We start from the raw sequence: 24,582 nt of genomic DNA on the forward strand, positions 1-24,582 counted from the left end.
CGTCGAAGGAGCCCGCACCGCTCTTCGGGACGCCCGAACAGGCCGTACCGAAGGGCTGGTCGGACGTCGTCGCGCCGGCACCGGCCATGTCGTCGTCGGCGGAGGACGCGGGGGCCGACGCCTTGCTGGAGGTGTCGGACTTCGCGGAGTCGGAGTCGCTGCCGCTGTCGCCGCAGGCACTGAGGGCGAACGGGAGGACGGCGGCTGCGGCGAGAACGACGGCGGTACGGCGGATGCGGGTGTTCATGGCGTTTCTCCTGTTGATCGGGTGTTGACCGAGGGTTGGTCGAGGAGTGGTCGAGGGTTGGTCGAGGCAGCCCGAGCTGCCCTCACATGGGGGTTGGGGAAGGTGGCTTGGGGGTCAGTCGACGGTGACGACCACGGAGTGCCAGCCGCTCGCGCCGTCGGGGATGGTGTGCGTGCGCTTCTCCGTCTGGAGCTCGCCGGTCCGGTCGGTGGCGCGCACGGTGAGGGTGTGGCCGCCCTTGGTGGCCTGCCAGGGCAGGGACCACTGGCGCCAGGTGTCGTGGGTGTCCTCGGCGGCGAGCCGGGCCCGCTGCCAGGGGCCGTCGTCCACGCGGACCTCGACCTTGTCGATGCCGCGGTGCTGGGCCCAGGCGACCCCGGCGACCATGACCGTGCCCGTCTTGGGCCGGGCGAACGGCTTGGGGGTGTCGATGCGCGACTCGGTCTTGATCGGCGCCCTGCGTGCCCAGCCGCGCTTGACCCAGTACGGGTCGTAGGAGTCGAACGTGGTGAGCTCGATGTCCTTGATCCACTTGCAGGCGGAGACGAAGCCGTAGAGGCCGGGCACCACCATGCGGACCGGGAAGCCGTGCGTGAAGGGCAGCGGTTCGCCGTTCATGCCGATGGCCAGCAGTGCGTCACGGCCGTCCATGACGTCGTCGACCGGGCTGCCGATCGTCATGCCGTCCACCGAGCGGGCCACCAACTGGTCGGCGGGACCGCCCTTGGAGGGTGGCCGTACGCCGCACTCGGCCAGCAGATCCGCCAGGCGTACGCCGATCCAGCGGGCGTTGCCGACGTAGGGGCCGCCGACCTCGTTCGACACGCAGGTGAGCGTGATGTCCCGCTCGATCAGCTCGCGCCGCAGCAGATCGTCGAAGGTGAGCGTGAGCGGACGGCGTACGCCCGTGCCGTGGATGCGCAGCTTCCAGGTCGTCGCATCGACCTTGGGGACCACCAGGGCGGTGTCGACGCGGTAGAAGTCGCCGTTCGGCGTGGTGAAGGGACTGACCCCGGGGATCCGCAGCTGTGCGCCCTTGGGCACGGCGGGGGCGGCAGAGGCGGGACGGGGCAGGGTGAGGTCGTTGCGTGAGGCGACGGCGTCCCGGCCGCTCGAACCGTTCAGCGTCCGGCCCAGCACGCCCGCCCCGGCCGAGGCAGCCGCGGCGGCGGTCGCCGCGAGCACGAAGCCACGGCGGTCCCAGCCGGTGCCGGACGGTGGAGTCTCGGGCGGGCTCGCGGACGGTTCGACAGCGGGGGCCCGAGGCGTGAGGCGGCCCACCAGGATGTAGAGCACGGCCGCTCCCACCAACGCGCCCGCCACGGAGGGCAGTGCGTCGGAGAGGCCGATCGAATCCGGTCGGCTGGTTGCGGCGGCCGCTCCGACGGCTCCGAAAAGCAGGACACCGGCCGCTCCCACGCGCCGAAATCGCAGGGCGACACATCCCAGGAAGAGCGCGAAAAGAGCCAGTACCGCGAGAATTCCGAGCTGGAGAAACAGCTTGTCATTGGTGCCGAAATGCCTGATCGCCCAGTCCTTCACGGCCGCCGGCGTCCGGTCGATCGCCGCGCCGCCGACCGCCACGATCGGACCGGCCTGCGGCCGCACGGCCGCCGACACCAGCTCAGCGACAGCGAGCGACGCGAATCCGGCCAGCAGGCCGCTGACCGCACCCAGGGCCAGACGCGTCAGGTTCAGACGCGTCGAGCCGAGGCGCTGTCGAATGTGCTGCTCGTGGTCGGTCACGGTGGGAATCCGGTTCGGAAAGCCCGGCGGATTGGTCGATCTCCCGATCGAGTGAACCTTTTTTCCGGACCAATCCGCACCCGCGCCGGCTACGGATAGAAGGCTGCGGATACAACGCTGCCGATACCCACGGATACCAGCGGCATCGGATTCGGTTTTTTTTCGCCGCGCGAGCGGAAACCGGGATGGTGCTCAGGAAATCGAGGCAGGGTTCCTGTCGGTCGGGGGCATCAGTACGGTGCCCGCTTCGGAAAGTGGTGCGTCACAGACTCGGCGCAGCGGTGTCCAACCCTTCAGAGACCGGACGAGAGGAGCCGCCCAGTGGCGGGCGCGCACACACAGACCGCACCACCGGACACCGGGGGCGAGACGGACGACGCCCTGCTGGCGGTCCGGGCCGCGGAAGGGGACGAGGACGCCTTCGCCGTGCTCGTCCAGCGCCACGCGACGACGCTGATCCGGCTGGCCACCCGCCTGCTGGGCACCCGTCCCGAGGCCGAGGACGCCGTACAGGACGCCTTTCTGAGCGCCTGGCGGAGACTGCCGGAGTTCCACGGGCACGCCTCCTTCGGCACCTGGATGTACCGCATCGTCACCAACCGCTGTCTGAACGTGCTGCGGGCCCGCAGACCCGTGGCGCCGCTGGACGCGGCGGCCGACCTGCCCGCGGCCGAGCACGCCACCTCTCCGGCCCGGATCACCGAGGGCCGCGACGCGGTCCGTGAGCTGCGCGAAGCCCTCGACCTGTTGTCCGCCGAACAGCGTGCCTGTTGGGTGTTGAGAGAATTGGACGGCCAGTCCTACGAACACATCGCGGAGGTGGTCGGCATCAGCCAAGACGCCGTCCGCGCCCGCGTCTTCCGCGCACGCCGCTGCCTGACACAAGCAATGGGGGCCTGGCGATGACCGCCCACACCGACCCGACCGACCACGGACCCGGCAGCGAGGACGAGCGGCTGGCGTGCGGACGGCTGCTCTCCCAGGTCTGGGACATCTGGGAGCGGCAGGCGGCCGACCCGCATCCGCTGACCTGCCCGTACTGCCAGGAGGCCGTGCGGGATCTCGACCAGCTGGAAACCGCCGTACGCGACCTGCGCGACGACTCCGCGGACCCGTCCGCCACCGAGGTGACCTCGCTGACGCAGCGGGTCATGGACGTCGTACGCCTCGAACTGCGCCCCGGCCGGCCGCTGCCGTTGGGGGAGCCCGACGAGGATCTCTGGATCATGGAAGCGGTCGCCGCACGGAGCCTGCGTGCCGCGGCCGAGAGCGTGCCCGGCGTCCGGGCGGGCTCCTGCCGCCTGCTGCCCGCGGTCGAAGGCGGCACGGTCGAGGGCCGTGGGGTTGAAGCCGGTGCGGTTGAAGCTGGTGCCGTCGAGGCGCTTGTGGTCGAGGTCCGCCTCGACATCCACGCCCCGGTCGACGCCTTCCTCCCCGACCTCGCCGAGCTGGTGCGCGGACGGGTACGGGAAGCGGCGGACCGTGAGCTGGGTATGCCCACGGCTGCCGTGGACATCCGCGTCACCGACCTCGTCGACACCCCGGCCGACAGCCAGGAAGGCCGTGCCCGATGACCCAGCACACCGCACACGCCACGCTCGCCGAGGAGATCGCCCGGGCTGTCGAGGCCGTCCCGGGTGTGGCCTTTCTCCGGCCGGGGCTCACGAGCAGGCTGCGCTCCACCTTGTCCCGGACGAACGGGAGCACGCGTTCCGCTCCGCCGTCCGGGGTGCGGGTGAGCAGGCCCGACGGCGCCGAGTTCTGGCGTGTCGAGATCCACCTGGTCGCACTCCGGCAGGCGCGCAGCGTGGACGTCGCCCGCGCCGTCCGGGGCACGGTCGAGGAGCGCGTGGCGCAGCTCTTCCCCGCGGACCCGACGTCGGCGCAGGTCACGGTGACCGTCACCGGCCTGGTCTGACCCCGCTGTCCGGGCGGGACCGGACCCCGCCGTGAGGGCGGGACCGGACCTCGCCGAACTACCGGACCGACGCCCTGCCCGGATCGCGACCGATCTCCCGCCCAGGTCGCCCGGATCGCAAGAAGATCTGTCCCCGGCCAATCCGCGCCCTCCCCGGCCTCGGATTACGCGCGAGATCAGAGTTCGCGACCGGGAGGAGTACCGATGTCACGCGAGCCGGGGAGCGGCCCGCACGGGCGGCAGGAGGCGACCGAGGGTGGTGCCGAGCGTGGGCGGCAGACAGCAGCCGGGGGAGGTGCCGAGCGCGGGCGGCGGCACACGGCCGTCGTGGGCGCCGGCGTGGCCGGGCTGACCGCCGCGTACGTGCTGAGCCGCGCCCACCACGTCACCCTGTACGAGGCCGACGACCGGCTCGGCGGGCACGCCCACACCCACGAACTGACGGGCGCCGACGGAGTGACCCGGCGCGTCGACTCGGGCTTCATCGTGCACAACCGCCGCACCTACCCGCACCTGCTGCGCCTCTTCGACGAACTCGGCGTCGCCACGCAGGAGTCGGAGATGAGCATGTCGGTGCGGTGCGAGGGATGCGGCCTCGAGTACGCCGGTGCCCGCGGCCTCAAGGGCCTGTTCGCCCAGCCGCGCGCCGCACTGCGCGGCTCCTACCTGCGCATGCTCACCGAGGTGCCCCGCTTCCACCGAGCCGCGCGCCGCACCCTGGCACAGGAGCCCGAAAGCACGCTCACCCTGGGCGAGTTCCTCGACCGGGAGGGCTGTTCCACCTATTTCCGCGCCCACTTCATGACCCCGCTCGTCTCGGCGGTGTGGTCCTGCGACGCCGTCACCGCCCAGCGCTACCCGGCCGTCTACCTGTTCCGCTTCCTGGAGCACCACGGACTGCTCGCGGTGACCGGCTCACCGACCTGGCGCACCGTCACCGGCGGTTCGGGCACCTACGTCGACCGCGTCGCCGAACGCCTGGACTCGGTGCGCGTCACGGCCCCGGTCCGTGCCCTTCGCCGCACGTCCGACGGCGTCGACGTCGTCACCCACGACGGCTCCGCACGGTCGTACGACTCCGTGGTCGTCGCCACCCACCCGGACCAGGCGCTCCAACTGCTCGCGGACGCCACCCCGTTGGAGAAGGACGTCCTCGGCTCCTTCCGCTACTCCCGCAACCCCACGCTCCTGCACACCGATCCGGGCCCGCTGCCCCGCGCCCGGGGCGCCCGTGCCTCGTGGAACTACCTCATGCCGGACTGTGTCGCCGACTCCGGCCAAGTGCAGGTCAGTTACGACATGAACCGGCTCCAGCGTCTGGACGCGCCCGAGACGTACGTCGTCACGCTGAACGGCCAGGACCGCGTGGACCCGCGGCGGGTGCTGGCGCGGATGGAGTACGAACACCCCGTCTACACGCCGGAATCGGTCGCCGCGCAGCGGCGGCTGCCCGAGCTGAACACCGCCGTGACCGCCTACGCCGGCGCCTACCACGGCTGGGGTTTCCACGAGGACGGCTGCCGTTCCGGGGCCCTGGCCGCCGCGGCCCTGGGGGTGCGCTGGTGACGACGGCGCCGGCCCTCTACCGCTGCGCGATCAGTCACGTACGGACCTCGCCCGTCCGGCACGGGCTGCGCCACCGCACGTACATGTGGCTGATCGACCCCGACCGTCCGCCCGAACTCCCGCGCGGGCTGCGTCCGTTGGCGCGCTTCGACGCACGCGACCACTTCCGCGGGGATCACGTGTCGGTCCGCGCCGGGCTCGACGCCTTCCTCGCCGCGCACGGTGTGGACCTTGCGGGTGGGCCGGTCGTGATGCTGACCCACGCGCGCGTGTTCGGCCACGTGTTCAATCCGCTGACCCTCTACTGGTGCCACGATCCTGACGGCTCCCCACGCTGCGTGGTCGCCGAGGTCCACAACACCTACGGCGGTCGGCACAGCTATCTGCTGTTCCCGGACGAGACCGGAAGGGCGCGCGTCGACAAGGAGTTCTACGTCTCGCCGTTCTTCCCCGTCGACGGCCGCTACCGCATGCGGCTGCCGAGCCCCGGTGAACGGCTCGATGTCACCGTGCAGTTGGAGCGCGCCGGCAGCAGGCCCTTCACCGCGACCGTCCGGGGCACGCGTCATGACGTAACCCCCGGCGCGCTGCTGCGACTCGCCCTGCGCCACCCGTGGTCGACCCTCGCGGTGTCCATCGCCATCCGCGTCCACGGCATCCGTCTCTACCTGCGCCGACTGCCCGTCCAACCCCGTCCCGCCCACCACGACCCGGAGAACGCAGCATGAGGACCGCCGAACCCCGTTCCACCGCACGGCAGTTGGCCCCGCCGTCCCCGACCGACGGTGTCGACGCCGTGCGCTGGCCCGACGTGGCCGCACCCGCGAAGGCCTCCGCCGTCACCACCGCCGTCACCGCGGCCGTGCTGCGCCGCACCTTCGAACGCCTGCCGCTGCGCGTGCGGTTCCCCGACGGCACCACGGCCGGCCTGGGCGGCCCGGTGCTGGACATCCACGACCCGAAGGCGTTCCACCGCCGCATCGGCGCGCAGGGGCTCATCGGCTTCGGCGAGTCCTACATGGCGGGGGAGTGGGACGCCCCCGACGTGGTGGCCGTCCTGACCGTGCTCGCCGCCAACGCGGCCGAACTGATCCCGGCCCCGCTCCAACGGCTGCGCGCGCTGTGGGCGTTGCGGCGACCGCGCGCCCAGCGCAACACACCTGCCGGCGCCCGCGCCAACATCAGCAGCCACTACGACCTGTCCAACGACCTCTTCGCCCTCTTCCTCGACGACACCCTCACCTACTCCGCCGCCCTCTTCCGCGCCCTCCCCGCCGACTGGTCCCTGCTCGTCGCCGCCCAACACCGCAAGATCGACCGCCTGTTGGACCTCGCCGATGTCGGCGAGGGCACCCGACTGTTGGAGATCGGCACCGGGTGGGGCGAACTCGCCCTCCGCGCCGCCGCGCGCGGCGCCCGCGTCACCTCGCTCACCCTCTCCCACGAACAGCGCGATCTCGCCCTGAGACGAGTCGCCGAGGCCGGTCTGTCCGACCGTGTCCGCATCGACCTGTGCGACTACCGCGAGGCCCGCGGCACCTACGACGCCGTCGTCAGCGTGGAGATGATCGAGGCCGTCGGCGCCGAGTACTGGCCCGAGTACTTCCGCACCCTCGAAGCCCGCCTGGCCCCCGGCGGCCGCGCGGTCCTCCAGGCCATCACCATGCCGCACGAGCGGATGCTGGCCAGCAGGAACACCTTCACCTGGATCCAGAAGTACATCTTCCCCGGCGGTCTGCTGCCCTCCGTCGAGGCGGTGGCCGAGACCGTCCGCGACCACACGGACCTGCGGATCGCGCGCAGGGACGGCTACGGCGCGCACTACGCCGAGACCCTGCGGCTGTGGCGCGAACGCTTCACCGAACGCGCCGACGAGGTCGCCGCCCTCGGCTTCGACGAGGTCTTCCGCCGTATGTGGACCCTCTACCTCGCCTACTCCGAAGCCGGCTTCCGCGCCGGATACCTCGACGTGCAGCAGTACCTGCTCACCAAGGAGAACCCGGTCCGATGAGCGCCACTCCGACCACCCCCACCCCGACCACGCCCACCACTCGCACCACCGGGCCCGGTGCCGCCCAACGCCTCGCCGCGCTGGTGGAATCCGCGCTCGGCGGCCCGCTCCCGCTGCGCCTGCGCGCCTGGGACGGCAGCGAGGCGGGCCCGTCCGAGGGACCCGTCATCGTGATCCGTTCCCGCCGCGCCCTGCGCCGCCTGCTGTGGCAGCCCGGCGAACTGGGCCTGGCCCAGGCGTACATCACCGGCGAGATCGACGTCGAGGGAGACCTGGCAGAGGGACTGCGCACGATGTGGGCCGCCGCGCGGGAACGCCCACACAGGCAAAAGCTCGGGCTCGCGGACCTGGCCCGCGCCACCGGGACCGCCGTACGCCTCGGCGCGGCAGGACCCCGGCCGCCCGCCCCCGCCTCGCAGGCGCGACTCCGTGGCGGTCTGCACAGCAAGGCCCGGGACCGGGCCGCCATCAGCCACCACTACGACCTCTCCAACGACTTCTACGGACTGCTCCTCGACGAGACCATGGCCTACTCGTGCGGCTACTGGGTGAGCGACGAGCCGGACTTCACCCCGGCCGACGCCCAGCACGCCAAACTGGAGCTGATCTGCCGCAAGTTGGACCTCGTCCCCGGCGCCAGGCTGCTCGACATCGGCTGCGGCTGGGGCTCCCTCACCCTGTACGCGGCGGAACGGCACCAGGCACAGGTCACCGCCGTCACCCTGGCCGAGGAACAGGCCGCCCACGTACGGGAGCAGGTGCGCGAGCGGGGTCTGACCCACCGCGTGGAGGTGGTGTGCCAGGACTACCGGGACATCACCGGCGGCGACTACGACGCCGTATCCACCGTCGAGATGGGCGAACACGTCGGCGACGCCGAGTACCCGGCCTTCGCCGCCGCCCTCCACCGGTTGGTACGCCCGCTGGGACGGGTGTTCGTGCAGCAGATGTCACGCGGGACGAAGGCGCCCGGCGGCGGGGCGTTCATCGAGGCGTACATCGCCCCCGACATGCACATGCGCCCACTCGGCAGCACGGTCGCCCTGCTGGAGGGGGCCGGATTGGAGGTGCGCTCGGTGGAGTCGCTGCGCGAGCACTACGTGCGTACGGTCGCCGCCTGGCACCGCACGCTGGAGGAGCGGTGGGACGACGTCGTCCGGCTCGTCGGCGAGGAGACGGCCCGGGTGTGGCGGCTGTATCTGGTGGGCGGGGCCCTGGCGTTCGAGGAGCGGCGGATGGGTGTCGACCAGATCCTGAGTGTGCGGCCGGCCGTCGGCGGGGCCGCCGGAATGCCCGCGACACCCCGGGACTGGTACGAAAGGCTGGACCGACTGTGAGCGGACTCGACTGGAGTGCCTTCGCGGCCAATCTGGGCTGGGCCGCGGCGGCCTCGCTCGCCGTCATGCTGGTCACGTTCGTGATCGCCGTACGCCGTGGGCTGCACCGGATCGTCGACGTGGCCTGGGGAGTCGCCTTCACCGCGGTCGCCGTGGTGAGTTGCCTGGCCTCGGCCGGCAGTGGGGATCCTGGGCGCCGGTACCTGGTCACCGTACTGACGGCGCTGTGGGGACTGCGGCTGGCGTTGCACATCGCCCGGCGCGGGCGCGGACACGGGGAGGACCCGCGCTACGAGCAGTTGTTGGCCAAGGCTCCGGGCAGCCGGAATCTGTACGCGCTGCGCATGGTCTATCTCGTCCAGGGCGCGCTGGTGTGGCTGGTGTCGCTGCCGGTGCAGGCCGCGCAGTACGTGTCCGGTCCGATGACGGCGTTCGCGGTGGTCGGCGCGGTCCTGGTGGTGTTCGGGGTGGGCTTCGAAGCGGTCGGGGACGCCCAACTCGCCCGGTTCAGAAAGGATCCGGGCCGGCGCGGCCGGATCATGGACACGGGGCTGTGGAGCTGGACCCGGCACCCCAACTACTTCGGTGACTTCTGTGTCTGGTGGGGGCTGTACCTGATCGCCTGTGATGCGGCCGGGGCCGCCGTGGCGACGGTCGTGTCGCCGTTGGTCATGAGCTACCTGCTCATCTGGGGCAGCGGGAAGCGTCTGTTGGAGCGGCACATGGCCGAACGCCCGGGATACGCCGCGTACATGGCCCGTACCAGCGGCTTCTTTCCGAGGCCGCCCAAATGACGCCTGGTCCCGCCGAGGGGACGGGACCAGGTCTTCTCACGCCGGTCGTCGTGCTGTTCCTCAAGCGGGGAATGCCAGCAGGGCGACCGGCGTGGTCGTGGGCTGCTTCGAGCCGCCCGCCGGTTCGACCGTGACGCCCACGCCCGAGGCTCCGTCGACGGCACCTCGCAGGAGCACGGTCTGGTCGCTGCGGCCCGGGTCCATCAGACCGGCGGACCGCATGGCGCCGTCGTCGTCGAACCACAGCTGGTACACCTTGCCGTCGGCCGGATGCGCCATCTTGGACACGACGAACACGGCCCTGTCCTGACTGCGCGAGACCACGACACTCCCGGTGGCACCGCCACCCAGCGACGCGACGCGGGCCCTGGCGTCCGGCGCGGCCAGCACGGCGGCGATCTCGTCCGTCCGCTGCTCGGCCCGGCGCGCCTGATTCGAGGCGTCCTCGGCCCGCTGGTGCTGCCACACCGCAGTCCCGCCGAGCGCGGCGGCTCCGGCGAGGCACGCGGCCAGCGCCCACCTGGACAGCAGCCGTGCGCGCAGGGCGGTACGGCCGGAGCGGGTGGGTGCCGGACCGCCGGGGGATTCCTGCCGGACGCCCGTGATCCGGTGCAGTACCTCCTGCCGCATCTCCCGGCGGGGCGCAGCGGAGACGGCGAGGCCCAGGCGGGCCGCGGTGGCGGTCAGTTCGGCGGCCTCCTGGGTGCACGGTTCGCAGTCAGTGAGGTGCCGCTCGAACGCCTCGCGCTCGTCGTCGGGCAGGGCGTGCAGGGCGTAGGCACCGGTCATCCGGTGCAGATCGGCGGTGATCATGCGGTCACCCCCAGGCAGTCGCGCAGCCGGATGAGACCGTCGCGCAGGCGGGTCTTGACGGTGCCCAGCGGCACCGCGAGGGCCTCCGCCACCTGGCGGTAGGTGAGCCCGCGGTAGTAGGCGAGCGTGACGGACTGCCGCTGGATCTCGGTCAGCGTGCGCAGACAGCGGCGCACCTGCTCCCGCTCCAGCCGGGCCTCCACCTGCTCGGTCACCTCGTCGTACTCGGGTGTCCGGTCCAGCAGCGCGGCCTTGTGATCCCTGGCGGCCGCGGCCTCCACCGAGCGGACCCGGTCGACGGCCCGCCGGTGGGCGAGGGTCAGGATCCAGTTGATGGCCGTCCCGCGGTCCTCGCGGTAGCGCGGCGCGGTGCGCCACACCTCCACCAGGACCTCCTGGGTCACCTCCTCGGACTGTGCCTGATCGCGCAGCACGGCCCGGACGACACCGAGGACCGGGCTCGCGACGGTGTCGTACACGGAAGCGAAAGCCTGTTCGTCTCCGAGTGCCACGCGGCCCACCAGCTCCTGCAGATCCGGCTCCGTCGATGGATTTCTGCCGATATGCACGGCTTCTTTCACGGGGGTCCTCCGGGGTAGAGACATTTCCGGGCGTAATCCGAAGCCGCGGCGCCCGCGGATTGGCCTCGCGGTGATGAAATCGCAGGTGGCGCCGGACGGCGCGGGCAGAGGGGCGGAGAACGGACCATACGTCCCACGATCGACCAAACCGGCGAGCGGGCGGCGACGAATCACCGATGGGGTAACGGACGAGGTCGGCGATGTGGTCGGCGATCTCGGCGACGCGAGCGTACGGCGGACGAGGAGCACAGATGGCAGGGCACGAGCACGCATCCGTCGGCGAGACGGCGGACACGGCCCCGCCCGCGCTGGTGACGCGCCGCGTCCCGCGCGCGCCCCGGGCCGCGGTGCTGTTCCTGCACGGCGGCATGGAGAACAGCCGGGCGCCGTCGCGGCCGTGGCACCCGGCGGCCGTACGGATGCGGCCCTTCGTGCGGGCGGTCGCCGCGGCGACACCCGACGACGTGCTGCTCGGCGCGGTCCGCTACCGCGTGCGCGGATGGAACGGCGCCGACGCCGATCCCCTGCACGACGCCCGGCGCGCGCTCGCTGAGCTCTCCCGACGCCACGGCGACCTCCCGACCGTTCTCGTGGGCCACTCGATGGGCGGCCGCGCGGCCCTGCGTGCCGCGGCCGCGCACCAGGTCCGTGCCGTCCTGGCGCTGGCACCGTGGTGCCCCGACGGCGAGCCGGTGGCACACCTGCTGGACAAGGACGTCCTCGTCCTCCACGGCGACCGCGACCGGGTCACCGACCCGCAGGCCTCGGTGTCCTTCGTGCACCGGGCCCGCGCGCAGGCCGCCCGCGCCGACGCCGTCCTGATGCCGGGCGGCGACCACGCCATGCTCCGCCACAGCGGCGACTGGCATCGCAGGGCCGCCGCGACCGTCGCCGCCTTCCTGGCGGAAGGCGGCACGGTCTGAACGTCACCCCGAGGCCGCGCCCTGCACGCGTCGGTGTTCTCAGTGACGGCCGTGCGCGCTGTCGGAGGCGCCGCCGAAGAGTCGGGCGAGGGCGCGGAAGGGCAGGGTGACGACGGTGGCGATCGCGCTGCCGATCGAGCGGAGCACGTCGGCTATGGCCTTGAACATGGAGAGTTCCGATCTTCGAGTTCTGGAATGTTCGGGACGGGCGTCAGGAACCGACGAGGGCCTTGTCGATCGCGTCGAGGAAGGCGTCGAGGTCCTTGGGCGTGCGGGAGGTGACGAGGGTGAAGTCGCCCGAGGTGTCGCTGACCACGGGCTCGTCGACCCAGGACGCGGCTCCGGCGTTGCGGATGTCGGTGCGCAGCGAGGCGTAGGACGTCAGCGTCCTGCCCCGGACGACGTCCGCCTCCACCAGGGCCCAGGGGCCGTGGCAGATGGCGGCGATCGGACGGCCCGAGCCGGCGAACGCCTTCACGATGGTGAGGGCCTTGTCGTCCAGGCGGAGCTGGTCGGCGTTGAGGGTGCCGCCCGGGAGCAGCAGGAGCTGGTGGTCGCCGGGATCCACCACGTCGAAGGTGGCGTCGGGCCGCACGGTCTCGCCGGGGTCCTTGTCTCCCACCAGCGTCTGGACTGGGTCCGCCGTCGGGGCGGCGACGGTGACGTCCGCACCGTCCTCCCGCAGCCGCTTGAGCGGGACCAGGAGTTCGTCCTGCTCGACCCCGTAGTTGGTGACGAGCACCAGGACGCGGTGGCCGTTGAGGGGCCTGTCAGCCATGGTGTGCCTCCCTTCGTGGATCAAAGTGGGACGGTTGTCCCCACCCCCGAGTGCTCAGAACGGCGCGAGTCATACGTGGTGCTCAGTTCGCCGGGTGGCCCGGCGTGATGCCATGGGTGTCGCCGAGCGTGAGCAGAGGGGTGCGGTCGCCCGTGAAGCCTTCCGTCGCCTCCGGCGGAGAACGTGGACCGCGAGTCGTTCGGCGCGCTCGGCCACCCGGTAGGTCCGGTTGGCCTTGGACAGCCAGACCATGAAGCGGGCGGGCTCGATCGAGCACTGCGAGGCGAATCTGACCAGACAGCCGGCTCTCTCCCCGTCGGCCTCGGCGGTCACGACGTACATCGGACAGTCGAGCAGATCGGTGAAGGGATCGAGGTCGGTCACGGTACTTGGCTCCCGCCTCAGGGCATCGGATGTCGGGTCAGCGTTCACCAGACCCGTGCCCCGGATCGCTCGCGACGCGCCCGGTCGATGTACGAGTGCGGGCGCCCGCATGATCGTAGAAGTGTCCGCTGTGCCGTGTGAGGTCCGTTTTGCCGGGCACTCGGAGCGGTGACGCATTGGTCGGGTGGGCCCTACGAGGTTCGCCCGTGAGGCGCCCCTCGCATTGAGCCACCCGTCGGGTGCGTCCGGTGACACGCTCGGGGCGCGGGCTACGAGGTGCACGTGTGCTCGACATGACGACGCGGAACGACAGCGAGGGCGGCTCGGTACTGGCCCCGTGGCGGGTGTACGCCCCCCAGCACGACACCGACCTGATGGTCCGGGCCCTGGACCGGGAGTACGTGCCGGCGGGCGCCGCCGTCCTCGACGTGGGAACCGGTGCCGGCGCCCTCGCCCTGGCCGCGGCCCGGCGGGGCGCCCGCGTCACCGCCGTCGACAGAACCTACCGGGCGGTCCTGGCCACCCGGCTCAACGCCCGGCTCGCCCGGCTGCCCGTCGAGGTGCTCCGCGGGGACCTGTTCGGGCCCGTCGTCGGCCGCCGCTTCGACCTCGTCGTGAGCAATCCGCCCTACGTCCCGGCGCCCGGGGCCCTCCCGAGCCGCCGTCGCGCCGCGGTGGCGTGGGACGCGGGTGTCGACGGACGCCTCCTGCTGGACCGGATCTGTCGCCGCGCGCACACCTCGCTGCGACCCGGCGGCGTACTGCTGCTCGTGCACTCCGCCCTGTCCGGCATCGCACCGACCCTGGCCGCCCTGGAGCGCTCCGGGCTCCGGGCGCGGGTGAGCGACCGCCGGCTGGTGCCGTTCGGTCCCGTACTCCGCTCACGTGAGGCGTGGCTGCGCGAGCAGGGGCTCGTCGACGCCGACGAGGAGAAGGAAGAGCTGGTGATCATCCGTGCCGAACGAATCCACTGAGCAGGCGCACCGCGTCAGCTTCACGGACGACGGGCCGATCCTCGTCGAAGGACCGGTCGAGGTCGTGCTCGACGACGGGAGCATCGCACGCTCGGACCGGTTCGTCGTCGCGCTCTGCGTCTGCCGGCGCAGCCGCTCCTACCCCTGGTGCGACACCAGCCACCGTTCCCGACACAAGAGGCGCACCGCATGACCCTCACCGCCCCGGCCGCCCGCTACCACACCACCGGCCCCGCGCTGCCGCGCAGCAGAGGCGAACTCTCCCGTACGGTCCGCCAGTCCCTGACCCGTCCCGTCGGCACGCCGCTGCCGCAGCGGGTGACGGCGGCGCACGCCGACCCCTACGGGGACGACCTCCAACTGGCGCTCCACCTCTGCTACGAGCTGCACTACCGAGGTTTCGCCGGCGTCGACGCCGAGTGGGAGTGGGACCCCGGTCTGCTGCGTCTGCGGGCGGAGATGGAGCACCGCTTCCTGTCCGCGCTCCGGGCCGACGTCGGCCCGCCGAGAACAGCGGAAGAGGCGCTCGCGGACCTTCTCGTGGAACCCGTCGACGGCGCCGGTCCCTCCCACTTCCTCGCCGAACGAGGGGAGTTGTGGCAGTTTCGCGAGTACGCGGCCCAGCGCTCCCTCTACCACTTGAAGGAAGCCGACCCGCACGTCTGGGTCATCCCACGGCTGACGGGACGCGCGAAGGCCGCGATGGTTGCCGTGGAGTACGACGAGTTCGGCGCCGGACGGGCCGCGCGCATCCACGCCCGGCTGTTCGCCGACCTGATGGCCGACCTCGATCTGGACACCGCATACGGACGCTATGCCGACACGGCCGGCGCGGAGATGCTGGCGAGCGTCAATCTCATGTCCCTGTTCGGACTGCACCGTGCGTTGCGCGGTGCGTTGGTGGGCCACTTCGCGGCCGTGGAGACGACCTCGTCGCCCGGCTCACGACGCCTCGCCCACGGACTGCGCCGGGTCGGCGCGGGCCCCGCCGCCGTCCACTTCTACGCCGAGCACGTCGAGGCCGACGCGGTCCACGAGCAGATCGTCCGCCGGGATGTCGTCGGCGGTCTCCTCGAGGCGGAGCCCGGCCTTGACGCGGACATCGCGTTCGGCGTCGACGCCACCGAATGGACGGAGAACAGGCTCGGCGACCACCTGCTCACCGCCTGGCGGAACGGCCGCACCTCACTGCGCACACCGCTGTGACCGGCTGACCGGCCGACTGTCTTCTGTCCGTGTCGGCGGCGACGCGACGGTCGTCGCCGCGGCCGGCGGTCAGGCCGTCGGAGGCCGCCAGGCGGCCTCGGCGGCCTGCGCGGTGGGGTGGGTGACGAAGACCTGGTCCAGGCCGACGATGCGGAAAATCCGGGTGACGCGTTCGGGGACCGCGGCCAGTGCGATGGTCGCGTCGGCCGCCAGGGCGTGGTTGCGGGCGGCGATCAGCACGGTGATGCCGGTGGAGTCGCAGAACCTGATGCCGTCGAGGTCGAGGACGAGCTGCTGGCCCGGACGCAGGTCGAGCCCGGCCAGCGCGGCGCGGACCTCGGGCGCGGTGTGATGGTCCAGGTCTCCGGTCAGCTCGATGACCGCTCCGGCGGCGGTGGCGCGGGTGCGGAGTGTCAGGTCCTCGGTCACTGCGGCTCCTGACTGGTGGGGTGGGGCACATGGACGGCCAGGACGGCGGTGTCGTCGTCCACGCCGGTGCCGAAGGTGTCGAGCAGGCCGCGGACCGCGTCCGTGGTGTCCGACGCGGTGGTGGGGGCGAGGGCGCGGCAGAAGTCGAGGAGCGCGTCGTCGCCGTACCGGTCCTCGCCGCCGGTGGCGGTGTGGGCCTCGGTCAGTCCGTCGGTGTGCAGGAGCAGGGTGTCGCCGGGGGCGAGGTGCACGGTGGTGGTGGCGATGTGGGCGTCGGACAGCACACCGATCAACTGTCCACCGGGGGTGGGCAGTTCATCGGCCGTGCCGTCCGCGCGCATCAGCAGAGCCGGCGGATGTCCGCCACTGGCCAGCGTGATGCGGAAGCCGTCCCGGTCGGTGTCGGGGGTGAGCAGGCCGAAGATCACGGTGCAGAAGCGTGGGTCGTTCCCGTTGTACTCGTGGTTCAGGACCGTGTTGAGGTTGGCCAGGACGGTGGCCGGGTCGGGGTCGTAGACCGCGGCGGCACGCAGGGTGTAGCGGGCCAGCGAGGTGAGGGCCGCGGCGGCGGCGCCCTTGCCGCAGACATCGCCGAGGAAGAGGCCCCAGGTGCCGTCGGCGAGCGGGAACAGGTCGTAGAAGTCGCCGCCCACCTCGTCGACGGACGCGATGTGGTAGTACGCGGCCACGTCCAGGCCCGGAACGTTCGCCAGAGTGGGCGGCAGCAGCGTCTTCTGCAGGGTGGCGTTGAGGCGCTTGAGGCGGTCGCGTTCCAGGTCGGCTTCCTTGCGGGCGCGCAGCAGTTCCGTCTCGTAGGCGCGGCGCTCGCGGGCGTCGAAGAGGGTGGTGCGGATCAGGAGCGGTTGCCCGTCGCTGCCCGTCTTGACCGTCGAGGTGACCAGGACCGGCAGGCGCGAGCCGTCGGCGGCCTTGAGCTCCAGGGCGATGCCGCTGACCTCGCCCTGCATCATGAGCAGCGGGGCGAAGTGGGTCTCGTGGTAGAGCCGGCCGCCGACGGTCAGCAGATCGGAGAAGTGCCTGCGGCCCACGAGGTCGTCGTGCTCGTAGCCGAGCCAGTCCAGCAGCGTGGTGTTGACCTTGGCGATCCGGCCGTCCAGCAACGTGGAGAGGTAGCCGCAGGGCGCGTGCTCGTACAGGTCCTCGGCGCTGTCCTCCAGCAGCGCGGAGAACTGCGCCTGCTCATCCCGCGGTTCGCGCTGTTCGCTGGGACTGTCCTCCTCCGCGTCGCTGGTCCCGCACATCATCCGCCCGCTCTGACGAACCCGGCGATCGCCGCGGCGGTCTCCTCCGGGGCGGCGAGCTGCGGGCAGTGTCCCGTCGCGTCCAGGGTGACCAGCCGGCTGCCCGGGATCTCCGCGTGCACGAACGCGCCCACCTCGGGCGGGGCGATCGCGTCCCTGGAGCACTGGGCGACCAGCGTGGGCACGCTCACCCGGGCCAGGTCACGGCGGTTGTCGGACAGGAACGTCACCCGGGCGAAGACCCGGGCGATCTCCGGATCGGTACGGCAGAAGCTGTTGGTCAGCTCCTCGCCCAGCTCGGGCCGCTCCGGGTTTCCCATGATCACCGGCGCCATGGCGCCCGACCAGCCGAGATAGTTAGCGTCCAGCGACTCCAGCAGCTCGTCGATGTCCTCGGCGCTGAACCCGCCCCGGTAACCGGTGTCCGGATCGTCCACGAAACACGGTGAGGGGGCCAGCAGTACCAGCCCGGCGAACGCCTCGGGCTCCCGCGCGGCGGCCAGCACGCCCATCATCGCGCTCACCGAATGCCCCACGAACGTGACCGGGCCGAGGGCGAGTTCGCGGCACAGCTCCAGCACGTCGTCGGCGTACCCGTCGAGTGACGAATAGCGCTCCCGGGTCCATGCCGACGCGTCCGACCTCCCCGACCCCACGTGGTCGAAGAGGACCACGGTGAAGTCCTTCTCCAGCGTCGGTACGACCAGCCGCCACATGTTCTGGTCGCATCCGAAGCCGTGCGCCAGCACCACCACCGGCCCGCCGACCACGCCGGTCACGGTCACATGGTTCCTGCCCCGCACATTCATGCGGCACATCCTCGCAGACGGCACGGATCAGCCTTCGGGCGTCGGCTCCTGTGCCGGCTCGCTGAGCTCCTCGCGCACGTAGTTCCACACCACCGCGATGAGTGCCGCGACCGGTACGGCGAGCAGGCTGCCCACGATGCCGGCCAGACTGCCTCCCAGCGTCACCGCCAGCAGGATCACCGCCGCGTGGAGGCCGAGCCCACGACTCTGGATCATGGGCTGGAACACGTTCCCCTCCAGTTGCTGCACCACCACGATGATGGCCAGCACGATCAGCGCGTCCGTCAGACCGTTGGAGACCAACGCGATGAGAACCGCGACGAAACCGGCGAACAGGGCGCCGATGATCGGCACGAACGCGGAGACGAAGGTGAGCACCGCCAGCGGGAGCACCAGCGGCACGCCCACGATCCACAGGCCCAGGCCGATCAGAACGGCGTCGAGCAGACCGACGGCCGCCTGGGACCGTACGAAGGAGCCCAGGGTGGTCCAGCCGCGCGTGGCCACGGTGGGGATGTCGGTGGCGAGCCGGCCGGGCAGCTGACGGGCGAGCCACGGCAGGAAGCGCGGGCCGTCCTTGAGGAAGAAGAACATCAGGAAGAGCGCCAGTACGGCGGTGACCAGGCCGTTGACGATGGTGCTCACCCCCGTGATCACCGTGGTGACCATGCTGCCGACGCTGTCCTGGGCGCTGGCGACCGCGTTGTCCAGGGCCTTGGTGATCTGGTCGTCGCCGATGTTCAACGGCGGCCCGGACGCCCACTCGCGCAGCTTCTGGATGCCGTCGACCACGCCGTCGGTCAGCTCACCGGACTGGGACGCCACCGGTACGGCGATCAGCGCCACGACGCCGAGCGCGACCAGCAGGAACAGCACGGTCACGGCCGACGCGGCGAGCGCGGGCTTCCACCCGTGACGTCGTAGGAAACGGGCCACGGGCCAGGTCAGGGTCGTCAGCAGCAGGCCGACGACGAGCGGCCACACCACCGACCACATCCGGCCCAGAAGCCACAGGGTGACTGCGAGCATCGCGAAGATCAGCAGCAGCTCCGCGGAAAAGCGCGCGGAGGTGCGGATCGCGGCACGGGCCTTCGTGGAACTCAGGGTGGCAGTCACGGGGGAACCCTATGGGTAGGGCCGGCGGCCGCGGGATCTGGGTTGTGGAGTGCCTACGGCAGCAGGGGCAGGGGCGGGAACTCGTGGTGTTCCCAGATCCGTCGGGAGTTCTCCTCGGGGTAGGCCGCGACGGTGGGCCGCGCATTCCCATTCGGGAAGGGTCGTCAGCTCGGACTTGTCGGCGCTGCCCCAGCCTCCGCCGTGCATGTGGACGACCACGGGGACCGACTTGCGGGCGCCCTCGGGGACGTACAGGTCGAGGATCTCGCTCTGCGCCGGCGCGTACGGCACGTTCGAGTAAGTCGTCCAGCCGGAGGCGGAGTTGGCGTCGGTGGCATTGGCATCGGCGGTAGCGCGATGTGACGTCGCAGGTTCGGGCCCGTGCCGTTCGCGACGGAAAATGAGATGTGCGGGGCCTGCGCCGCTGGCAGGCTGCGTCGGTGAACCGTGAACAGATGTCCCGCATCGCCCACGCCGGCCACCCGATCAAGTCCCCGCTCGACGACGAGTCCGTACGCCGGCTGCTGGAACGCGGCGCCCCGCGTGGCGACGAACGCGTGCTCGACCTCGGCTGCGGCGGCGGGGAGTGGCTCCTGCGCGCCCTGGCCATGGGTCCGCATTTGCGCGCCGAGGGCGTCGACATCTCCGAGGACGCCCTGGCGCAGGCACGCCAGGCAGCGAGCCATCTCGGTGTCGAGGAGCGGCTCGTCCTCCACCATCAGGAGGCCGCGGGCTTCGCCGCCCCGCAACCGTTCGACCTGGTGCTCAGCGTCGGTGCCGCACATGCCTTCGGCGGTCTGCTCCCGACCCTCGCGGCGGCACGCAAGCACCTCGCTCCCGGCGGCCGTGTCCTGGTCGGTGACGGATTCTGGGAGTGCGAACCCGCCCCGGAAGCCATCGAGATGCTCGGGGACTTCACCGACCTCGCGGCCACCGTGGACCGTGTCGTCGCCGACGGCTGGACCCCGGTCGACGGGCACGTCAGCACGCGCCGCGAGCTGGACGACTACGAGTGGGCGTGCTGGGGGTCGCTGGCCGAATGGGCCCTGGACCATCCCACCGACCCCGACAGCGCGGACGTACTCGCGACAGCCGGTACCCGCCGCTCCGAATGGCTGCACGGCTACCGGGACAGCTTTGGCTTCGTCTCGCTGATCCTGCGCCGGACGTCCGACTGACGGACCGGGCCGCGTGTCCCTCGCGCGGCACGCCGTCCGCGGATTACTCCCCAGGGAGTAATCCGCACCCGCGGTCGCCCCCGGCAGTACGCGTCACCTCGCCCTCCCGCCCGACGAAAGCCGTGATTCTCAGCGGAAGTCTGGGGACCGAAGCAGACGTCACCCGGAGGGAGATCGGTCGATGAGGGCCGGAGAAACAACCGCTACGACGAGGCTGGGGCCGGGGCGCGGGCGAGCCGTTCCATGGGCGGTGCTCGGGCTGTGGATTGCCGTGATCGCGTTCGTCGGGCCGTTCGCGGCGAAGCTCGCCGACGTGCAGCACGACAAGGTCACCGACTACCTGCCGGCGAGCGCGGACTCGACGCAAGTGGCGAAGATCGAGGAGAAGTTGCCCGGTGGCGAGACCACCGAGATGGTGCTCGTCTACCACCGGGACGGCGGGCTCAGCGCCGCCGACCGGAAGACCGCGGCCGGGCAGGTCGCTGAGATCACCCGGCAGCACGAGCTGATCGGCGGTGCTCCCAAGGGGATTCCGTCCAAGGACGGCACGACCCTGATGTACCCGGTCGCGAGCAATGAGCCCGGGGCGAACGAGGAGGAGCAGGACAAGCTCGTCACCGACATCCGCGAAATCGCCCGGGGCGAAGGCGGGTTGAGCGTCGACGTGGGCGGCACCGGCGCGCTGGCCACCGACTCCGGCGCGGTCTACGACTCGCTCGGCGGACCGCTGCTCTACACCACCGTCGCCGTCGTCGCCGTACTGCTGATCCTGATCTACCGCAGCCCCGTGCTGTGGCTCGTGCCCCTCGTCGTCGCCGGGATCGCCGACTACATGTCGATGGGTGTCGCCTACGGCCTCAACCAGGCCTTCGGCACGACCGTCTCGGGACAGAGTTCGGGTGTGATGACGATCCTCGTGTTCGGGGCGGGCACGGACTACGCGCTGCTGCTCGTCTCGCGCTACCGGGAGGAGCTGCGGCGCTTCGAGCGACCGTACGAGGCCATGGTCGCCGCCCTGCGCGGCTGCGGGCCCGCCGTGCTCGCCTCCTCCGGCACCGTCGCCGCCGGACTGCTGTGCCTGCTCGCCGCCGACCTCAACAGCAGCCGGGGCATGGGCCCGCTCGGCGCCGTCGGCGTACTGTGCGCGCTGATCGCGATGATGACCCTGCTCCCCGCCCTCCTCGTAGTGGTCGGACGGCGGGTGTTCTGGCCGCTCGTGCCCGCCTTCGGGAGCACGCCCAAGCAGCGGCGGAGCCTGTTCTCGGCGATGGGCAGCTCGGCCGGACGCAGGCCGCTGACCGTACTCGCGAGCGGTGCCGTACTGCTCGGCGCCCTGGCCCTGGGCTCGCTCAACCTGCCGGGAGCGCTCAAGCAGGAGGACTCCTTCGTCAACAAGCCGGAAGCCGTCGTCGCGATGGAGACCCTTGCCAAGGCCTATCCGGGGCAGGGCAGCCAGCCCATCGACGTGATCACCCCGCAGGGGCGCGCCGACGAGACCCTCGCGGCCGTCCGCAGCACCCCGGGCGTCGACAGCGCGGAGAAGGGGCGTACCGGAGACGGCTGGACCGAGATCTCCGTCTTCGCCAAGAGCGCGCCCCAGTCGGCGGGGGAGACCGCCACCATCAAGTCCCTGCGGGACGAACTGAAGGGCTCCTACGTCGGCGGCGACAGCGCCCAGCAGATCGACCTGGAGGTCACCAACGCCCGGGACACGAAGATCGTCGTACCGCTCGTCCTCGTCTTCGTGATGCTCATCCTGATCGGGCTGCTGCGGAGTCTGGTCGCACCGCTGCTCCTGGTGGTCGCGGTCGTCGCGGTGTGGGGCGCCTCCCTCGGGATCGGCGGACTGGTCTTCGAACCGCTCCTCGGCCTCAAGGGCACCGATCCGGGGCTCGGACTGCTGTCCTTCGTGTTCCTCGTCGCCCTCGGCGTCGACTACGGCATCTTCCTCATGCACCGGATGAGGGAGGAGTCCCTGGCGGGAGCGGAACCGGCCACCGCGGCACTCACCGCACTGCGCACCACCGGCGGCGTCATCGCCTCCGCCGGACTCGTCCTCGCCGCGACCTTCGCCGTGCTGACGAACATGGGCCTGGTGCAGCTGGTCCAGCTCGGCTTCGTGATCGCCGTCGGCGTCCTGCTCGACACCTTCCTCGTACGGACGTACCTGGTGACCAGCGCCAGCGTCGCTCTGGGCCGGAAGGTGTGGTGGCCGGGCGTGCTCTCACGGGAGCCCGACCCGGTCGAACGGACCGGACCGGCCGGACCGACCGAGCCGCCGCGGCAGACGGAAACCGTCGGCGCACCCTGAGCACACTGATCGAACGCGTCGATCGAGCACAGTGATCGAGCACGCTGATCGAGCACATTGATCCAGCGGGCCCGCCCGGGTGCCTCTCCTTTCGGAAGGCACCCGGGTTCCCGTACGAGTACCGGAAGATGGAGCCGTGGACGAACGGGGAACGACCACCGAGGTACGCGACCGGGCGACGGCGGAGACGGCGGCCGGTGGCGGCGGGCGGTCCCGTCGCGTCGAGCGCGTCATGTCCGCCGTCAACCGCGAACCGCTGACCGCACCGCACCGCACCCGCAACGACGCCGTCCTCGCACTGGGTGTCGCCGTGCTGGCCGTGGCCATCACCCTGATGGGCGGCGAAGGGATCCGGCCCGACCGTCTCGGCTGGACGCTGCTGCTCGCCGGGCACGTGCCCCTCGTCTGGCGGCGCCGCCGTCCGGTGGTGGCCCTGCTCGGGGTGGTGGCCTTCGTGGCTCCGTACTACGCCCTCGACTACAACCCCGCCCTGCCCATCCCCGCGACCGTCCTGGCGCTCTACACCGTCGCGGCGACCGGCACCGTACGCCGCTCGCTGCTCACCGGTGTCGCCGTCCTCGGCCCGACAGTGATCAGCGACGGCCTCACCAACCCGAAGGGGACGCTGGAGTCCCTGGAGATCTCCGGCTGGATCATCGCGGTCCTGTTCATCGGTATCGCGGTCCGCTACTACCGCTGGTACGTCGCCTCCGTCGTCGAGCGGGCCGAACGGGCCGAACGCACCCGGGAGGAGGAGGCCAGGCGCCGCGTCGCCGAGGAACGGCTGCGGATCGCCCGTGACCTGCACGACCTGCTCGCCCACAGCATCACGCTCATCGGCGTGCAGACGTCCGTGGCGGCGCACGTCCTCACCGCCGACCCCGAGCGCCTCGACCGCAAAGCCGTCGCCCAGGCACTGGACGACATCGCGGGGACCTGCCGGACCGCCCGGGGGGAACTGCGCACGACGCTGGAGGTGCTGCGGGCGCATGACACGGTCGCGGGAGCGGAGCCGGGAGCGGGGGCCGGTTCCGTGTTCGGTTCCGTCTCCGGGGCCGAGGACATGCGGGGGCCGCTGCCCGGGATCGACGGACTGGCCGGTCTCGTGGAGACCGGCCGGGTGGCCGGGGCCAAGGTCGAACTGTCCGTCCGCGCGGACGGCATCCCGCCCTCCGTGGGCGCCGCCGCGTACCGGATCGTGCAGGAGGCGCTCACCAACGCCGTACGGCACGGGGGCCGCGAGGACCTCACCGTCCGGGTGGGACTGTGGACCGCGGACGGCGCACTGCGGGTGAGTGTCAGGGACGACGGGACGGGCGGGGACGCCGGCTCGGGCGGCGGGGCGGGCCCGTCCGACGGCGGACCGGGGTTCGGGCTCGTCGGAATGCGGGAGCGGGCCCGTAGCGTGGGCGGCACACTGGACGCCGGTCCGGGGCCCGCCGGGGGCTTCGAGGTGACCGCCACACTGCCGCTGTCCCGGGAGGACGAGGTCCGATGACCATCCGCGTACTGCTGGCCGACGACCAGAACCTCGTACGGGCCTCCTTCGCGATGCTCGTTTCGTCGGCCAAGGACATGGAGGTCGTCGCCGAGGCGGGCACCGGGCGGGAGGCCGTGGCGCTGGCCCGGTCGGCGCGGGCCGATCTCGTCGTGATGGACATCCGCATGCCCGACCTCGACGGGATCGAGGCGACCCGGCTCATCGCCGCCGACGAGGATCTCGCAGGGGTGAAGGTGCTCGTCCTGACGACGTACGAGACCGACGAGCACATCGTCGAGGCACTGCGGGCCGGGGCGTCCGGCTTCCTCGTGAAGGACATCAGACCGGCCGAACTCCTCGACGCCATCCGGACGGTGGCCGCGGGGGAGTCCCTCCTCTCGCCCGGTCCCACCTCGCGGCTGATCGCCCGTTTTCTGCGCGCGCCCAACACCGGGACGACATCCACGGTGGGTGGGCCGAGCGGGCTGTCCGAACGGGAACGGCAGGTGCTCGCGCTGGTCGCGCGCGGTCTCAACAACACCGAGATCGGCGACGCGTTGGGACTCAGCCCGCTGACCGCGAAGACCCATGTCAGCCGGATCATGGGCAAGTTGGGGGCGCGGGACCGGACACAGCTGGTGATCGTGGCGTACGAGTCGGGGCTCGTGATACCTGGGACTGTCTGAGTTCGGGCCGACTTCGGGCCGACTTGGGGTCAT

The 24,582-nt window shown here is 71.6% G+C and carries 26 protein-coding genes and 2 pseudogenes; 16 read left to right on the top strand and 12 right to left on the bottom strand.

Going from position 1 to position 24,582, the window contains the following annotated elements; translation table 11 throughout:
• Nucleotides 1-247: pseudogene (locus tag ACWD5F_RS40315) on the bottom strand (fasciclin domain-containing protein); the annotation flags it as partial.
• Between the two features lie 114 nt (nucleotides 248-361).
• The gene (locus ACWD5F_RS40320; RefSeq protein WP_451261178.1) at nucleotides 362-1,993 is read right to left on the bottom strand and encodes a sulfite oxidase; all 1,632 of its coding nucleotides are present in this window, start codon (nucleotides 1,991-1,993) and stop codon (nucleotides 362-364) included.
• A gap of 321 nt (nucleotides 1,994-2,314) precedes the next feature.
• Here ACWD5F_RS40320 and ACWD5F_RS40325 point away from each other — a divergent pair, with 321 nt between their 5' ends.
• From ACWD5F_RS40325 to ACWD5F_RS40360, 8 genes are all read left to right on the top strand, one after another.
• The gene (locus tag ACWD5F_RS40325) at nucleotides 2,315-2,899 is read left to right on the top strand and encodes an RNA polymerase sigma factor (protein WP_401726577.1); all 585 of its coding nucleotides are present in this window, start codon (nucleotides 2,315-2,317) and stop codon (nucleotides 2,897-2,899) included.
• Nucleotides 2,896-3,567 carry an Asp23/Gls24 family envelope stress response protein gene (locus ACWD5F_RS40330; protein ID WP_451261179.1) on the top strand — a complete coding sequence of 224 codons (672 nt, stop codon included), beginning with the start codon at nucleotides 2,896-2,898 and terminating at the stop codon, nucleotides 3,565-3,567. The genes ACWD5F_RS40325 and ACWD5F_RS40330 overlap by 4 nt, the downstream gene beginning before the upstream one ends.
• Nucleotides 3,564-3,911 (top strand): hypothetical protein, encoded by a 348-nt coding sequence (locus ACWD5F_RS40335; protein WP_451261180.1) that lies wholly within the window; start codon nucleotides 3,564-3,566, stop codon nucleotides 3,909-3,911. Before ACWD5F_RS40330 ends, ACWD5F_RS40335 begins: the two co-directional genes overlap by 4 nt.
• Nucleotides 3,912-4,115: 204 nt before the next feature.
• Nucleotides 4,116-5,477 (top strand): NAD(P)/FAD-dependent oxidoreductase, encoded by a 1,362-nt coding sequence (locus tag ACWD5F_RS40340; protein ID WP_451261181.1) that lies wholly within the window; start codon nucleotides 4,116-4,118, stop codon nucleotides 5,475-5,477.
• Nucleotides 5,474-6,205, top strand: a complete 732-nt coding sequence (locus ACWD5F_RS40345; protein WP_451261182.1) for a DUF1365 domain-containing protein — start codon at nucleotides 5,474-5,476, stop codon at nucleotides 6,203-6,205. The genes ACWD5F_RS40340 and ACWD5F_RS40345 overlap by 4 nt, the downstream gene beginning before the upstream one ends.
• On the top strand, nucleotides 6,202-7,488 hold the full coding sequence (locus tag ACWD5F_RS40350; RefSeq protein ID WP_451261183.1) for a class I SAM-dependent methyltransferase: 1,287 nt from the start codon (nucleotides 6,202-6,204) through the stop codon (nucleotides 7,486-7,488). The genes ACWD5F_RS40345 and ACWD5F_RS40350 overlap by 4 nt, the downstream gene beginning before the upstream one ends.
• On the top strand, nucleotides 7,485-8,825 hold the full coding sequence (locus tag ACWD5F_RS40355; protein WP_451261184.1) for a class I SAM-dependent methyltransferase: 1,341 nt from the start codon (nucleotides 7,485-7,487) through the stop codon (nucleotides 8,823-8,825). The genes ACWD5F_RS40350 and ACWD5F_RS40355 overlap by 4 nt, the downstream gene beginning before the upstream one ends.
• Nucleotides 8,822-9,619, top strand: coding sequence for a DUF1295 domain-containing protein (locus ACWD5F_RS40360; RefSeq protein WP_451261185.1), 798 nt, complete (start codon nucleotides 8,822-8,824; stop codon nucleotides 9,617-9,619). Before ACWD5F_RS40355 ends, ACWD5F_RS40360 begins: the two co-directional genes overlap by 4 nt.
• Before the next feature lie 60 nt (nucleotides 9,620-9,679).
• On the opposite strand, the gene ACWD5F_RS40365 is transcribed toward ACWD5F_RS40360, so the two are convergent.
• Complete coding sequence (locus ACWD5F_RS40365; protein ID WP_451261186.1) at nucleotides 9,680-10,432, bottom strand: anti-sigma factor; 753 nt, start codon at nucleotides 10,430-10,432, stop codon at nucleotides 9,680-9,682.
• Complete coding sequence (locus ACWD5F_RS40370) at nucleotides 10,429-11,013, bottom strand: sigma-70 family RNA polymerase sigma factor (protein ID WP_401726559.1); 585 nt, start codon at nucleotides 11,011-11,013, stop codon at nucleotides 10,429-10,431. Before ACWD5F_RS40370 ends, ACWD5F_RS40365 begins: the two co-directional genes overlap by 4 nt.
• Nucleotides 11,014-11,264: 251 nt before the next feature.
• Here ACWD5F_RS40370 and ACWD5F_RS40375 point away from each other — a divergent pair, with 251 nt between their 5' ends.
• Nucleotides 11,265-11,936 carry an alpha/beta hydrolase gene (locus tag ACWD5F_RS40375; RefSeq protein ID WP_451261187.1) on the top strand — a complete coding sequence of 224 codons (672 nt, stop codon included), beginning with the start codon at nucleotides 11,265-11,267 and terminating at the stop codon, nucleotides 11,934-11,936.
• A 39-nt stretch (nucleotides 11,937-11,975) separates the two neighbouring features.
• Here ACWD5F_RS40375 and ACWD5F_RS40380 read toward each other — a convergent pair whose 3' ends face one another.
• The 3 genes and pseudogenes from ACWD5F_RS40380 to ACWD5F_RS40390 all read right to left on the bottom strand — a co-directional run.
• Entirely contained in the window at nucleotides 11,976-12,104 is a 129-nt protein-coding gene (locus ACWD5F_RS40380; protein WP_451261188.1) for an LPFR motif small protein, read from the bottom strand.
• Nucleotides 12,105-12,147: 43 nt separating this feature from the next.
• Nucleotides 12,148-12,714 (bottom strand): type 1 glutamine amidotransferase domain-containing protein, encoded by a 567-nt coding sequence (locus tag ACWD5F_RS40385; protein ID WP_451261189.1) that lies wholly within the window; start codon nucleotides 12,712-12,714, stop codon nucleotides 12,148-12,150.
• 150 nt (nucleotides 12,715-12,864) lie between these two features.
• Nucleotides 12,865-13,098: pseudogene (locus tag ACWD5F_RS40390) on the bottom strand (flavin reductase); the annotation flags it as partial.
• Between the two features lie 293 nt (nucleotides 13,099-13,391).
• Here ACWD5F_RS40390 and ACWD5F_RS40395 point away from each other — a divergent pair.
• From ACWD5F_RS40395 to ACWD5F_RS40405, 3 genes are read left to right on the top strand one after another with little or no spacing between them, the layout of a single operon-like run.
• Complete coding sequence (locus ACWD5F_RS40395; protein ID WP_451261190.1) at nucleotides 13,392-14,072, top strand: HemK2/MTQ2 family protein methyltransferase; 681 nt, start codon at nucleotides 13,392-13,394, stop codon at nucleotides 14,070-14,072.
• Nucleotides 14,053-14,265: a CDGSH iron-sulfur domain-containing protein gene (locus tag ACWD5F_RS40400; RefSeq protein ID WP_451261191.1), complete on the top strand. Its 213-nt coding sequence runs from the start codon at nucleotides 14,053-14,055 to the stop codon at nucleotides 14,263-14,265. Before ACWD5F_RS40395 ends, ACWD5F_RS40400 begins: the two co-directional genes overlap by 20 nt.
• Entirely contained in the window at nucleotides 14,262-15,278 is a 1,017-nt protein-coding gene (locus ACWD5F_RS40405) for an iron-containing redox enzyme family protein (protein WP_451261192.1), read from the top strand. The genes ACWD5F_RS40400 and ACWD5F_RS40405 overlap by 4 nt, the downstream gene beginning before the upstream one ends.
• A 69-nt stretch (nucleotides 15,279-15,347) precedes the next feature.
• Here ACWD5F_RS40405 and ACWD5F_RS40410 read toward each other — a convergent pair whose 3' ends face one another.
• The 5 genes from ACWD5F_RS40410 to ACWD5F_RS40430 are packed head-to-tail and all read right to left on the bottom strand — an operon-like array spanning nucleotide 15,348 to nucleotide 19,185.
• Nucleotides 15,348-15,707, bottom strand: a complete 360-nt coding sequence (locus tag ACWD5F_RS40410; protein WP_451261193.1) for an STAS domain-containing protein — start codon at nucleotides 15,705-15,707, stop codon at nucleotides 15,348-15,350.
• Complete coding sequence (locus ACWD5F_RS40415; protein ID WP_451261401.1) at nucleotides 15,704-16,969, bottom strand: PP2C family protein-serine/threonine phosphatase; 1,266 nt, start codon at nucleotides 16,967-16,969, stop codon at nucleotides 15,704-15,706. The genes ACWD5F_RS40410 and ACWD5F_RS40415 overlap by 4 nt, the downstream gene beginning before the upstream one ends.
• The gene (locus ACWD5F_RS40420; RefSeq protein ID WP_451261194.1) at nucleotides 16,969-17,778 is read right to left on the bottom strand and encodes an alpha/beta fold hydrolase; all 810 of its coding nucleotides are present in this window, start codon (nucleotides 17,776-17,778) and stop codon (nucleotides 16,969-16,971) included. Before ACWD5F_RS40420 ends, ACWD5F_RS40415 begins: the two co-directional genes overlap by 1 nt.
• A 27-nt stretch (nucleotides 17,779-17,805) precedes the next feature.
• Entirely contained in the window at nucleotides 17,806-18,882 is a 1,077-nt protein-coding gene (locus ACWD5F_RS40425) for an AI-2E family transporter (RefSeq protein ID WP_401726752.1), read from the bottom strand.
• Between the two features lie 21 nt (nucleotides 18,883-18,903).
• On the bottom strand, nucleotides 18,904-19,185 hold the full coding sequence (locus tag ACWD5F_RS40430; protein ID WP_451261195.1) for a hypothetical protein: 282 nt from the start codon (nucleotides 19,183-19,185) through the stop codon (nucleotides 18,904-18,906).
• Nucleotides 19,186-19,334: 149 nt separating this feature from the next.
• On the opposite strand from ACWD5F_RS40430, the gene ACWD5F_RS40435 reads away from it, so the two are divergent.
• The 4 genes from ACWD5F_RS40435 (at nucleotide 19,335) to ACWD5F_RS40450 (ending at nucleotide 24,549) form a co-directional block, all read left to right on the top strand.
• Entirely contained in the window at nucleotides 19,335-20,072 is a 738-nt protein-coding gene (locus tag ACWD5F_RS40435; protein WP_451261196.1) for an SAM-dependent methyltransferase, read from the top strand.
• Between the two features lie 181 nt (nucleotides 20,073-20,253).
• On the top strand, nucleotides 20,254-22,383 hold the full coding sequence (locus ACWD5F_RS40440; protein WP_451261197.1) for an MMPL family transporter: 2,130 nt from the start codon (nucleotides 20,254-20,256) through the stop codon (nucleotides 22,381-22,383).
• A 136-nt stretch (nucleotides 22,384-22,519) separates the two neighbouring features.
• On the top strand, nucleotides 22,520-23,881 hold the full coding sequence (locus ACWD5F_RS40445) for a sensor histidine kinase (RefSeq protein WP_451261198.1): 1,362 nt from the start codon (nucleotides 22,520-22,522) through the stop codon (nucleotides 23,879-23,881).
• The gene (locus tag ACWD5F_RS40450) at nucleotides 23,878-24,549 is read left to right on the top strand and encodes a response regulator transcription factor (RefSeq protein ID WP_451261199.1); all 672 of its coding nucleotides are present in this window, start codon (nucleotides 23,878-23,880) and stop codon (nucleotides 24,547-24,549) included. The genes ACWD5F_RS40445 and ACWD5F_RS40450 overlap by 4 nt, the downstream gene beginning before the upstream one ends.
• Nucleotides 24,550-24,582: the final 33 nt, after the last annotated feature.

This window comes from Streptomyces sp. NPDC002499 (genome assembly GCF_053595415.1).

Bases quoted from the DNA above. Each gene is read 5' to 3' on its own strand.
- ACWD5F_RS40330 (WP_451261179.1), top strand. From the start codon at position 2,896: ATGACCGCCCACACCGACCCGACCGACCACGGACCCGGCAGCGAGGAC.
- ACWD5F_RS40335 (WP_451261180.1), top strand. From the start codon at position 3,564: ATGACCCAGCACACCGCACACGCCACGCTCGCCGAGGAGATCGCCCGG.
- ACWD5F_RS40340 (WP_451261181.1), top strand. From the start codon at position 4,116: ATGTCACGCGAGCCGGGGAGCGGCCCGCACGGGCGGCAGGAGGCGACC.
- ACWD5F_RS40350 (WP_451261183.1), top strand. From the start codon at position 6,202: ATGAGGACCGCCGAACCCCGTTCCACCGCACGGCAGTTGGCCCCGCCG.
- ACWD5F_RS40355 (WP_451261184.1), top strand. From the start codon at position 7,485: ATGAGCGCCACTCCGACCACCCCCACCCCGACCACGCCCACCACTCGC.
- ACWD5F_RS40365 (WP_451261186.1), bottom strand. From the start codon at position 10,432: ATGATCACCGCCGATCTGCACCGGATGACCGGTGCCTACGCCCTGCAC.
- ACWD5F_RS40375 (WP_451261187.1), top strand. From the start codon at position 11,265: ATGGCAGGGCACGAGCACGCATCCGTCGGCGAGACGGCGGACACGGCC.
- ACWD5F_RS40380 (WP_451261188.1), bottom strand. From the start codon at position 12,104: ATGTTCAAGGCCATAGCCGACGTGCTCCGCTCGATCGGCAGCGCGATC.
- ACWD5F_RS40385 (WP_451261189.1), bottom strand. From the start codon at position 12,714: ATGGCTGACAGGCCCCTCAACGGCCACCGCGTCCTGGTGCTCGTCACC.
- ACWD5F_RS40395 (WP_451261190.1), top strand. From the start codon at position 13,392: ATGACGACGCGGAACGACAGCGAGGGCGGCTCGGTACTGGCCCCGTGG.
- ACWD5F_RS40405 (WP_451261192.1), top strand. From the start codon at position 14,262: ATGACCCTCACCGCCCCGGCCGCCCGCTACCACACCACCGGCCCCGCG.
- ACWD5F_RS40415 (WP_451261401.1), bottom strand. From the start codon at position 16,969: ATGTGCGGGACCAGCGACGCGGAGGAGGACAGTCCCAGCGAACAGCGC.
- ACWD5F_RS40420 (WP_451261194.1), bottom strand. From the start codon at position 17,778: ATGAATGTGCGGGGCAGGAACCATGTGACCGTGACCGGCGTGGTCGGC.
- ACWD5F_RS40440 (WP_451261197.1), top strand. From the start codon at position 20,254: ATGAGGGCCGGAGAAACAACCGCTACGACGAGGCTGGGGCCGGGGCGC.
- ACWD5F_RS40450 (WP_451261199.1), top strand. From the start codon at position 23,878: ATGACCATCCGCGTACTGCTGGCCGACGACCAGAACCTCGTACGGGCC.